The 10,773-nt window shown below is 64.0% G+C and carries 12 protein-coding genes; 11 read left to right on the top strand and 1 reads right to left on the bottom strand.

Annotated features, from left to right (window positions below; genetic code table 11):
- Nucleotides 1-189: 189 nt before the first annotated feature.
- Nucleotides 190-918 carry a phosphonate metabolism transcriptional regulator PhnF gene (gene phnF / locus ABIB57_RS15200; RefSeq protein WP_354041901.1) on the bottom strand — a complete coding sequence of 243 codons (729 nt, stop codon included), beginning with the start codon at nucleotides 916-918 and terminating at the stop codon, nucleotides 190-192.
- Between the two features lie 86 nt (nucleotides 919-1,004).
- Here phnF and phnG point away from each other — a divergent pair, with 86 nt between their 5' ends.
- The 11 genes from phnG to phnE (ABIB57_RS15145) all read left to right on the top strand — a co-directional run bounded on the left by phnG (nucleotide 1,005) and on the right by phnE (ABIB57_RS15145) (nucleotide 10,700).
- Nucleotides 1,005-1,460, top strand: a complete 456-nt coding sequence (gene phnG, locus ABIB57_RS15195) for a phosphonate C-P lyase system protein PhnG (RefSeq protein WP_354041900.1) — start codon at nucleotides 1,005-1,007, stop codon at nucleotides 1,458-1,460.
- Nucleotides 1,460-2,050: a phosphonate C-P lyase system protein PhnH gene (gene phnH, locus ABIB57_RS15190; protein ID WP_354041898.1), complete on the top strand. Its 591-nt coding sequence runs from the start codon at nucleotides 1,460-1,462 to the stop codon at nucleotides 2,048-2,050. Before phnG ends, phnH begins: the two co-directional genes overlap by 1 nt.
- Nucleotides 2,051-2,053: 3 nt before the next feature.
- On the top strand, nucleotides 2,054-3,154 hold the full coding sequence (locus ABIB57_RS15185) for a carbon-phosphorus lyase complex subunit (protein ID WP_354041897.1): 1,101 nt from the start codon (nucleotides 2,054-2,056) through the stop codon (nucleotides 3,152-3,154).
- A gap of 157 nt (nucleotides 3,155-3,311) precedes the next feature.
- Nucleotides 3,312-4,193, top strand: a complete 882-nt coding sequence (locus ABIB57_RS15180) for an alpha-D-ribose 1-methylphosphonate 5-phosphate C-P-lyase PhnJ (RefSeq protein ID WP_354041896.1) — start codon at nucleotides 3,312-3,314, stop codon at nucleotides 4,191-4,193.
- On the top strand, nucleotides 4,190-4,966 hold the full coding sequence (gene phnK, locus ABIB57_RS15175) for a phosphonate C-P lyase system protein PhnK (RefSeq protein WP_354041894.1): 777 nt from the start codon (nucleotides 4,190-4,192) through the stop codon (nucleotides 4,964-4,966). Before ABIB57_RS15180 ends, phnK begins: the two co-directional genes overlap by 4 nt.
- A gap of 1 nt (nucleotide 4,967) precedes the next feature.
- Complete coding sequence (gene phnL, locus ABIB57_RS15170) at nucleotides 4,968-5,669, top strand: phosphonate C-P lyase system protein PhnL (RefSeq protein WP_354041893.1); 702 nt, start codon at nucleotides 4,968-4,970, stop codon at nucleotides 5,667-5,669.
- Complete coding sequence (locus tag ABIB57_RS15165) at nucleotides 5,666-6,280, top strand: DapH/DapD/GlmU-related protein (protein WP_354041891.1); 615 nt, start codon at nucleotides 5,666-5,668, stop codon at nucleotides 6,278-6,280. Before phnL ends, ABIB57_RS15165 begins: the two co-directional genes overlap by 4 nt.
- Before the next feature lie 243 nt (nucleotides 6,281-6,523).
- A complete protein-coding gene (gene phnC / locus ABIB57_RS15160) occupies nucleotides 6,524-7,360 on the top strand; it encodes a phosphonate ABC transporter ATP-binding protein (protein WP_354041890.1) in 837 nt (278 codons plus the stop codon).
- 65 nt (nucleotides 7,361-7,425) lie between these two features.
- On the top strand, nucleotides 7,426-8,343 hold the full coding sequence (gene phnD, locus ABIB57_RS15155; RefSeq protein WP_299722979.1) for a phosphonate ABC transporter substrate-binding protein: 918 nt from the start codon (nucleotides 7,426-7,428) through the stop codon (nucleotides 8,341-8,343).
- Between the two features lie 61 nt (nucleotides 8,344-8,404).
- Nucleotides 8,405-9,361 (top strand): phosphonate ABC transporter, permease protein PhnE, encoded by a 957-nt coding sequence (gene phnE, locus ABIB57_RS15150; protein WP_354041888.1) that lies wholly within the window; start codon nucleotides 8,405-8,407, stop codon nucleotides 9,359-9,361.
- 10 nt (nucleotides 9,362-9,371) lie between these two features.
- Nucleotides 9,372-10,700: a phosphonate ABC transporter, permease protein PhnE gene (gene phnE / locus ABIB57_RS15145; RefSeq protein WP_354041887.1), complete on the top strand. Its 1,329-nt coding sequence runs from the start codon at nucleotides 9,372-9,374 to the stop codon at nucleotides 10,698-10,700.
- The last annotated feature ends 73 nt before the right edge of the window (nucleotides 10,701-10,773 follow it).

Genomic DNA, 10,773 nt, shown 5'->3' with positions numbered 1-10,773 from the left:
GGGCCGGCGCGGGCCTGATGCTTCTCTCATAAGAACGCGGAGCCCGGGCTCCCCTCCCCCTTGAGGGGAGGGGCGGGGGGGGGGGGAGCCCCCCGCAAGAGTGGAGCTAGCGAAAGCGCCACTCCTGCTGCGGCCTCCCCCCACCCTAACCCTCCCCGCAAGGGGGGGGAGATCAGATCGAGTTCCCCCCTAAACCACCAGTTCCATCAAATCCGCCGGAAACCGGCTCAGCCCGTACAAGATCGGCCGCCCATTCACATCGGCGTCCACGCCTTCGGACACCAGCAATATCGCCCCCGGCGCCAGCTTCAGCAGCGCGGTTTCCTCCGCATCCGCATGCCGCGCGGAAATCCGCGTACTCGCCCGCACATAATCGGCCACGCCCAGTCCCCGGAACACGGCCGTGGTGGACTGCTCCCCCGCAAACCGCTCGGCAAAATCGGGAAAATCGCGATATCCCACCCAGCTCGTTGCCCGCGAGATCGGCCGACCATCCGCCAGCGACACCGTATCGACCCGCGTCACCTTGGCGCCGGTGACCAGCCCCAGTGCCGCCGCCACGCTGGCGCTGGCATTCTCCAGCCGCGTCCCCAGCACCTGCCGGCGCAATTCGCTCGCCTGTCCCGCCAGCCCCTCGGAAAACCGCGTCCGCTTGCCGATCCGATAGCTCAGACGCTTGGCCTGATCCACAAAACTGCCGCGCCCCTGCTCGGTGCGGATCACCCCCTCCGCCGCCAGCGCCTGCAGTGCCCGCCTTACCGTGTGCCGGTTAGCACCAAACCGCTCCGCCAACTCCATTTCCCCGGCCAGCTTGTCGCCCCGCGCCAGCTTGCCGCCGACGATATCCAGCCGGACCGCGTCGGCGATCCGCCGCCAGATCGCCACGCCGCTCAAATGCGAATCTGAAGTCTGGGTCATTTTTGTCATTGCAAATTCACACGAGAGGCCTAAGACCGAAATTACGTTCTAAGTTGTCTAGTTCATTAGACAAGTTGAGGCAAGTGATGACCGCACAGATTGCAACCGATACCGACCCGCGCCGCCTGGCGCTCAACGCCCTGGCCGCCGCTGACGCCGACGCGCTCACCGCCGCCTGGTCCAACTGGGCCGACAAGCCCGATTTCAAGCCCGTCCGTGGTCCTGAAACCGGCCTCGTCATGGTGCGTGGCAGGGCAGGGGGCGGCGGCGCGCCGTTCAACCTCGGCGAAGCCAGCGTCAGCCGCGCCACAGTGCGGCTCGAAACCGGCGAAATCGGTCACGGCTATTGCCTCGGCCGCGATCTCGACAAGGCCCGCCTGATCGCCGTCTTCGACGCCCTGTTCCAACGCGATCCGGCCACGGTCGAGACCCGCATCCTCGCCCCGCTGCGCGCCGCCGGCACCGCTGCCGACCTCAAGCGCAAACAGGAAACCGCCGCCACCAAGGTCAACTTCTTCACCATGGTCCGGGGAGACAATTGATGGACACCAACACCCTCGACGGCGGCTTCGCCGATCCCGTCATGCAGTCCCAGACCGCGTTCCGCGCCGTCATGGACGCCCTGGCCAATCCCGGCACGGTGCAGGAACTGGCCCTCGGCCTCGTCCCGCCATCGTCGCTGTCGCCCGAACTGGCCGCCATCGCGCTGACCCTTTGCGATCACGACACCACCCTCTGGCTGGACCGCGACCTGGCCACCGACGCCGTGCTTGGCTGGCTGCGCTTCCACACCAGCGCCCCCATCACCTCTGAGCGCGCTCAGGCCCAGTTCGCCCTCACGCGTGATCCAGCCGTCGCGCTGGCCGATTTCAACCAGGGCACCGATCTTTATCCCGATCGCTCCACCACCCTGGCTCTGGCCGTCCAATCGGTCTCCAGTGGTCAAAGCCTGATCTTGACCGGTCCTGGCATCGATGGCGCCATCACCATCGCGCCGCAGGGCCTGCCCGCCGATTTCCTCGCCCAATGGGCCGAAAATGGCGCCCAATTCCCGCGCGGCGTCGATCTGCTGCTCGTTGCCGATGGCCAGCTCATCGGCCTGCCGCGCACCACCCGTATCCAGGAGGCCTGACCCATGTATGTTGCCGTCAAAGGCGGGGAAGCCGCCATACACAATGCCCATGCCTTGCTCGCCGACCGTCGACGTGGCGACCGCTCGGTGCCCGCTTTGCGCACCGAACAGATCATCGAACAGCTCGGCCTCGCGGTCGATCGCTGCATGGCCGAAGGCTCGCTCTATGACCGCGAACTGGCGGCCTTGGCCATCCTGCAATCGCGCGGCGACCTGATCGAGGCCATTTTCCTCGTCCGCGCCTATCGCACCACGCTGCCGCGCTTCGGCTATTCGCGGCCCATCGATACCGCCAACATGCTGATTGAACGGCGCATTTCCGCGACCTTCAAGGACCTTCCCGGTGGCCAGCTTCTCGGCCCCACCTTCGACTACACCCATCGCCTGCTCGATCCCTCGATTGCCGAGGGCAACGACGTCGCCGAGCCCCTGACCGCCGAAGCCGACCATGATCGCGCCCCCCGCGTCACCGACATGCTCGGCCATCAGGGCCTGATGGAGCCCGATCTCGGCTTCAATCATGTTCCGCAAGACGAGGTCGGCGACCTCACCCGCGAGCCGCTGCAATATCCGCTCGACCGGGACCTGCGCCTGCAGGCGCTCGCCCGTGGCGACGAAGGCTTCCTCTTGGCCCTCGGCTATTCCACCCAGCGCGGCTACGCGAAATCGCACCCCTTCGTCGGCGAAATCCGCATCGGCGAAGTCGAGGTCGAACTCGATATTCCCGAGCTGGGCTTCCCCATCAGCCTCGGCCGCGTCCGCGTCACCGAATGCCAGATGGTCAACCAGTTCAAGGGTTCGTCCAAGGTGCCGCCGCAGTTCACCCGCGGCTATGGCCTGGTCTTCGGCCAGTCCGAGCGCAAGGCCATGTCAATGTCGCTCTGCGACCGCGCCCTCCGCGCTCGCGAGCTGGGCGAGGACATCACCGCCCCCGCCCAGGACGAGGAATTCGTCATCTCCCACCTCGATAACGTCCAGTCCACCGGCTTCGTCGAGCATCTCAAGCTGCCGCACTATGTCGATTTCCAGGCCGAACTCGACATGATCCGCACCATGCACGCCAAGCACGCCGCCGAAAATCCCGTCCAGGAGGCCGCCGAATGAGCGCCTTCTCACCTCTCCCTTCGGGGGAGAGGTCGGCCGCAGGCCGGGTGAGGGGGCCTTTCGCGCGCACCCCACCCAGTAAAGGCCCCCTCACCCGACCCAAGAGGGTCGACCTCTCCCCCAGAGGGAGAGGTGAAGAAAGCATGGAGCAAGCATCATGAGCGCCACCCCCAGCTACAACTTCGCCTATCTCGACGAACAGACCAAGCGGATGATCCGTCGCGCCATCCTCAAGGCCATCGCCATTCCCGGCTATCAGGTGCCCTTCGCCAGCCGTGAAATGCCCATGCCCTATGGCTGGGGCACCGGCGGCGTGCAGGTCACCGCGGCCATCGTCGGCCCCGATGACGTCCTCAAGGTGATCGACCAGGGCGCCGACGACACCACCAATGCGGTCTCCATCCGCGCCTTCTTCGCCAAGGTCGCCAACGTCAAGACGACGACCCATACCGGCGACGCCACCATCATCCAGACCCGCCACCGCATTCCCGAAAAGCAGCTCTCGGCCGGCCAGACCCTGGTCTATCAGGTGCCGATCCCCGAACCCCTGCGCCTGCTCGAGCCGCGCGAAACCGAGACGCGTGTCATGCATGCGCTCAAGGAATACGGCCTGATGCACGTCAAGCTCTACGAGGACATCGCCACCCACGGCCGCATCGCCACCACCTATGGCTATCCGGTGATGGTCGAGGACCGCTACGTCATGTCCCCGTCGCCAACGCCGAAATTCGACAATCCCAAGATGCACATGTCGGCCGCGCTGCAACTGTTCGGCGCCGGTCGCGAAATGCGCATCTATGCGGTGCCGCCCTTCACTAAGGTGGTAAGCCTCGACTTCGAGGATCATCCCTTCGAAATCCAGCATTTCAGCGAGCCGTGTGCGCTTTGCGCCGCCACCGGCGTCTATCTCGACGAGGTCATTCTCGATGACCACGGCGGGCACATGTTCGTCTGCTCCGATACGGACAATTGCGAAGACCGCCGCGCTGCGGGCCATCGTGGTGCCCTGAGCGGCGAAGCCCTGGAGGCCGCAGAATGACCGACACTCCCCTGCTCAAGGTCACCAACCTTTCCAAATATTACGGCGCCCGCCTCGGCTGCACCGATGTCAATTTCGAACTCTACCCCGGCGAAGTCCTCGCCGTGGTGGGCGAGTCAGGCTCCGGCAAGACCACCCTGCTCAATTGCCTGTCCACCAATCTCGAACCCACTTCGGGCCGCGCCGAATACCGCATGCGCGATGATGTCTGGCGCAATATCTATGACCTCAGCGAAGCCGAACGCCGCTTCCTGATGCGCACCGACTGGGGCTTTGTGCACCAGAACCCCGCCGACGGCCTGCGCATGACCGTCTCGGCCGGCGCCAATGTGGGCGAACGCCTCATGGCCATCGGCGATCGCCACTACGGCAATATCCGCGCCAGCGCCGTCGATTGGCTCGGTCGCGTCGAGATCAACGAAGACCGCGTCGACGACCAGCCGCGCGCCTTCTCGGGCGGCATGCGCCAACGCCTGCAGATCGCGCGTAACCTGGTCACCAATCCGCGCCTCGTCTTCATGGACGAACCCACCGGCGGCCTCGACGTTTCGGTGCAGGCCCGCCTGCTCGATCTGCTGCGGGGCTTGGTCGGTGAACTCGGCCTCGCCGCCGTCATCGTCACCCACGATCTGGCAGTGGCCCGTCTCCTCTCCCACCGCATGATGGTGATGAAGGATGGCCGCGTCATCGAGTCCGGCCTGACCGATCGCGTGCTTGACGATCCGCGCGAGCCCTATACCCAGCTTCTCGTCTCCTCGATCCTGCAGGTGTAATGTGACCCCTCTGCGCGTAACCTCCCTCGCCAAGACCTTCACCATGCACCTGCGCGATGGCGTCGTCCTCCCCGTGGTCGATAACGTCAATTTCGAGGTCAATGAAGGCGAATGCGTCGTTCTCGGTGGCCCGTCCGGCGCCGGCAAAAGCTCCATCCTCAAGATGGTCTATGGCAATTACGGCGTCGATGCCGGCCACATCTGGCTGCACCATGACGGCGAAGAAGTCGACCTCGCCACCGCCGATCCGCGCCTCGTTCTCACGCTACGCCGCGACACCATCGCCTATGTGAGCCAGTTCTTGCGCACCGTCCCCCGCGTTTCGGCGCTCGACGTGGTCGCCGAACCCTTGGTTATTCGCGGCGCCGACAAAGCCGAAGCGCAAAACCGCGCCAGAAGCCTGCTGGCCCAGCTCAACCTGCCCGAACGGCTGTGGAGCTTGCCCCCCGCCACATTCTCGGGTGGCGAACAGCAGCGCGTCAATATCGCCCGCGGCTTCATCACCGATCACAAGGTGCTGCTGCTCGATGAACCCACCGCCTCGCTCGATGCGACTAACCGCGCCGTCGTCGTCGCGATGATCGCGCAGAAGAAGGCCGCCGGCACCGCGCTGCTCGGCATCTTCCACGATGAGGAGGTCCGCAGCCAGGTTGCCGATCGTATCGTCGACGTCACCGCCTTCGCCCCCAGGATCGCCGCATGACCCGCCTCTCCGAAACGCCCTCCGTGCACCCCACCGCGTCAGTCAACAATTCCAAGCTCGGCCGCTACACCGAAATCGGCGCCGGCAGCCACGTTTCCCATTCGACCATGGGGGACTATTCCTACGCGGTCGAAAACACCCAGATCGCCTATTCCACCATCGGCAAATTCGCCAATATCGCCAGCCACGTGCGCATCTATGCCTCCATGCACCCGATGGAGCGGGCGTCGCTGCACCACTTTACCTACCGCTCGTCCTGGTATTTCGATGGTGCCGAGGATGATCAGTCGTTCTTCGACTGGCGCGCCAGCACCCCCATCACCATCGGCCACGATACCTGGATCGGCCATGGTGCGGTGATCATGCCCGGCGTCACCATCGGTAATGGCGCCATCATCGGCTCCAATGCTGTCGTCACCAAGAACGTCGCCGCCTTCGCCATCGCGGTGGGCGTGCCGGCCAAGACGATCAAACAGCGCTTCACCGATCCGATCGCCAGCCGCCTCGATGCGCTGGCATGGTGGGACTGGGACCACGACCGCCTGCGGCTGGGTTTGCAGGATTTCCGCTCACTCTCGACCGAAGCATTTTTGGATAAGTACGAGGGGTAGGCATACCCCCACCCAACCTCCCCCTGACAAGGGGAGGAGCTAGTCTGGCGGTCTGCCGAGATCGTGCCAAATCCGCTGCCCTGTTCCTCCCCCTCCCAGGAGGCGGCTAGGTGGGGGCGCCTTCGGCTAGCCCGGTGCCTCTGCGACATCCCTACCCCACATCGTCATCGTTCCGTCACGCAACCGACATCGCAGGTTTATCTGCACCCCATACGCATCCCCCGGCTCAACACCGGAGGGCACATGCTCAAGATTTCCAAGGTCACGCGACGCTTCGGCAACAAGACTGCCGTCGACACTGTCGATCTGGAAATCCCCAATGGTCAAATGGTCGGCATCATCGGTCGCTCCGGCGCCGGCAAGTCCACCCTGCTGCGCATGATCAACCGCCTGGCCGATGTCTCCGACGGCCATATCGAATTCGACGGCGCCACGGTCTCCACCCACAAGGGCCAGGAGTTGCGCAACTGGCAGCGCGATTGCGCCATGATCTTCCAGCAGTTCAACCTGGTCCCCCGCCTCGACGTGCTGACCAATGTGCTGCTCGGCCGCCTCAACGGTCGCTCCACCATCACTAGCCTGCTCAACATCTTCACCCATGCCGAGCGCCATGATGCGCTCCAGGCGCTCGACCGCCTCGATATTGCCCAGACGGCCTTGCAGCGCGCCGGCACCCTGTCGGGCGGCCAGCAGCAGCGCGTCGCCATCGCCCGCGCCCTGATGCAGAGCCCAAAGATGATCCTGGCCGACGAGCCGATTGCTTCGCTCGATCCGCGCAATGCCCAGATCGTCATGAATAGCTTGCGCGACATCAATCGCGATCACGGCATCACCGTCATCACCAACCTGCACACGCTGGACACCGCTCGCGTCTATTGCCAGCGCATCATCGGCATGGCCGCCGGCAAGGTGGTGTTCGACGGCTCGCCCGCCCAGCTCACCGAAGCCGCTGCCCGCGAAATCTACGGCGCCGATGGCCTCAAGGAGGCTTTTTCGGAAGCCATCACCTCCACATCCATTCCCGGCCCGCGCGCGCGCGTCGAAGCCCTCGATCAGCGCGCCGAAGCCTTCGCCAACTGAAGTTGTGCGCACCCCATCCAACCCCGCGGCAAAAGCGGGGCGGATCTCAGACCCAGGAGAAAACCATGCTGAAATCTATGCTTATGGGCGCTGTCGCGCTCGTCGCTCTCGGTAACGGCGCTGTCGCTACCTTTGCCCAGGAAATGCCAAAGGAACTCCGCATCGGCATCCTCGGCGGCGAAAACGAAGCCGACCGCCTGCGCAACTATGCGTGCCTCGCCGATCACCTCAAGACCGACCTCGGCTTCGAGAAGGTCTCGCTGTTCCCCGCCGCCGACTATGACGGCGTGATCCAGGGCCTCCTCGGCGGCACCCTCGACGTTGCCGGCCTTGGCGCTTCGGGCTATGCGGCCATCGCCATCGAAAACCCCGATGCCGTGACCCCCGTGCTGACCACCCAGCAGGAAGACGGTTCGACCGGTTACTACTCGATCGGCCTGGCCCTCAAGTCCTCGGGCATCACCGATATCATGTCTGCCAAGGGCAAGAAGCTCGGCTATGCTGATCCCGACTCCACCTCGGGCTACCTCGTCCCGCTGACCCAGATCCCGGTCACCACCGGCGTTCCGAACAAGGAATTCTTCGCTTCTGCCGATTTCAACGGCGGCCACGAAAACAACGTCCTGGCCTTGCTTGACGGCAAGTCCGACGTTTCGGTCGACGACTCTTCGGGCATCGGCGAGTTCGCCGACGGCTATACCTCGGGCACCTTCCGCAAGCTCGTCGACAAGGGCGCCGTCGATCCCGCAGATTTCGTTGAAGTCTGGCGCTCGCCGCTGATCCCGAACGGTCCGACCGTGGTTCGCAACGCCCTCGGCGCTGACTCGATCAAGAAGATCACCGACTTCTACCTGAACCTGCCCACCGAAGACGCAGCTTGCTTCTCGGCCATCGAAGGCGGCGATTTCAAGGGTTACGTCCCGGTCAAGGCTGAATTCTACCAGCCCATCATCGACATCCGCAAAGCCACCATCGGCGGCTAATTTAGCCTAGAGGGCACCGGCCGAGTTGGCTGGTGCCCTTCGTCTATCGGGACATTGCTCCATGACCGCGCTCGCTCCATCCGCCTCCGAGACCGTCCGCACCGTCGATTTGGCCTGGCGCCATCTGGCGCGGCAGCGACGGCTGTATTCCATCCTCGGCTTTGGCGGCCTGGCTCTGGCTCTGGTCTGGTCGCTGATTTTCGCTGACGAAAGCAATGCCGGCCACTTCATGGAGCGGCTGCCCCATCTGTTCGATTTTCTCTCCTGGCTGATCCCGCACGACTGGATGGATGTTCCGCGCGCGCTGTTCGATCTGCCCACCCCCGCCGATAACGGCACCCAGGAATTCAACTTCCCCGAGGGTCGGGTCGATCTCGGTGCCGGCTTCTACCTGCCCGAATATTTCTACCTGATGCTGATCACCATCAATGTCGCGATGGTCTCCACCATTGTGGGGTTCACCGGCGGCTTGGCTCTGTGCTTCCTCGCCGCGCGCAACATGATGCCGTCCTTCCTGTTGCGCTCCGTCGTGCGCCGCGTCATGGAAGTGCTGCGTGCCTTCCCCGAAATCGTCATCGCCGGCTTGTTTGCTGCCGTGCTGTCTATCGGCCCGGTCGCCGCCATCATCGCGGTGGGCCTGCACACCATCGGCGCGCTGGGAAAGCTCTATTTCGAGGTCATCGAAAACATCGACATGAAGCCCGATGAGGGCCTCAAGGCGGTTGGCGCCAACTGGATCGAGCGCGTCCGCTTCGGCGCGCTGCCGCAGGTCATGCCCAATTTTGTTTCCTATGCGATGCTGCGCCTCGAGATCAACGTGCGCGCCTCCACCATTATCGGCGCCGTCGGCGGCGGCGGTATCGGCGAGGAGCTCAAGCTCTCCATCTCGCGCGGTTTCGGCGCCAAGACTATCGCGCTGATCGCCCTGCTGCTGACCACGATTATCATCGTCGACCAGATTTCCGCCTATGTGCGCCGCAAGCTGGTGGGCGACGCCGCCTTCCTGATCCACGGTTGAGGTGCTCACTATGACCGATATGACCCTCACCCTCGAACAGCGCTACCCGGCCGTCTTCAAGCAGTCGATCCTCAAGCGCTTCGCGCCCCTGATCGCGCTGGTCGCCGTCGTGCTCTATCTGCTCTACGCGATCTGGTTCTTCGCGCTGCCCACGGTCATCAGCCAGGGTAAATGGGATCGCCTCGGCGATTACATGCAGCAGTGGATCGCCTATGACGTCAATGCCGAATACCGGCTCGATGGGCCCACCATCGTCGGCAAATATCCGCGCTTTTCCGTGCTTGGCAAGGATCCGCATCCCGATTGGCTGATCCCCCGCGAGGGCGGCTACACCATCGAACTCGGCGGGGCCGGCCAGTCGGTCACCTTCACCAAGACCGCCGCCACCCTGACCAATGCCGGCGCGAGCGTCGATCTCGACCTGACCAGCGCAGAGGTGCGCATCGTGACCCCGGACGTGCCGCCCTGGCTCGTGGTCAAGGGTGGCGAGGCCGTTGCCGATATGGGCTTTGTCGGCGACGTGCGGGTCAGCACCGATCGCGTCAAGTTCCGCAAGCGTGCCTTCGGTTGGCCTAACTTCCTGTTCGATATCAATTCGCCCTTCTTCGGCAAATCGGCCGGCGAAGTGACATCGCTGATTACCTCGGGGCCTGACCTGCTCGCCGGCACCCCCAATTACGCCCTGGCCTGGGACAATATCTGGTTCAACGCCCAGTGGCAGCACGGCGACGTCTGGACCAAGCTGCTGCAGACCATCGTCATGGCCTTTGCGGGCACACTGATCGGCGCCATGGTGTCGTTCCCGCTGGCCTTCTTTGCCGCCCGCAACATCACGCCCAACAAGCCCATCAACCAGGTCATCAAGCGCCTGTTCGATTTCTTCCGCTCGGTCGATATGCTGATCTGGGCGCTGTTCTTCACGCGCGCCTTCGGTCCCGGCCCGCTCGCCGGCATCGGCGCCATCGCCCTCACCGAAACCGGCACCCTGGGCAAGCTCTATTCCGAGGGCCTCGAAAACATCGACGACAAGCAGCGCGAGGGCATTGCCTCGACCGGCGCCGGCCTCATCACCACCCAGCGTTATGGCGTGCTGCCCCAGGTGCTGCCCGTGATGATCTCGCAGACGCTCTACCAGTGGGAGTCCAACACCCGCTCCGCCAGCATCATCGGCGCGGTCGGCGCCGGCGGTATTGGCCTGAAACTGTGGGAATCGATGCGCACCAATTCCAACTGGTCGAACGTGTTTTATATGGTCCTGCTGATCCTGGCGGTCGTGTTCATTTTCGACAATATTTCCAATGCTCTACGCACCCGCCTGATCGGCAAGGCGCAGCACTGAGAGCGGCCGATTGCCAAAATGCATCAGTCCAAAATCAGCGATGGTTCTGGTTTGTGACAGTAGTTTGTGCATT

The organism is Devosia sp. UYZn731 (assembly GCF_040546795.1).
In the GTDB taxonomy this organism is placed as follows: Bacteria; Pseudomonadota; Alphaproteobacteria; order Rhizobiales; family Devosiaceae; genus Devosia.
The sequence above is the reverse complement of the archived record's forward strand: the minus strand, read 5'-3'. Positions and strand labels throughout refer to the sequence as shown.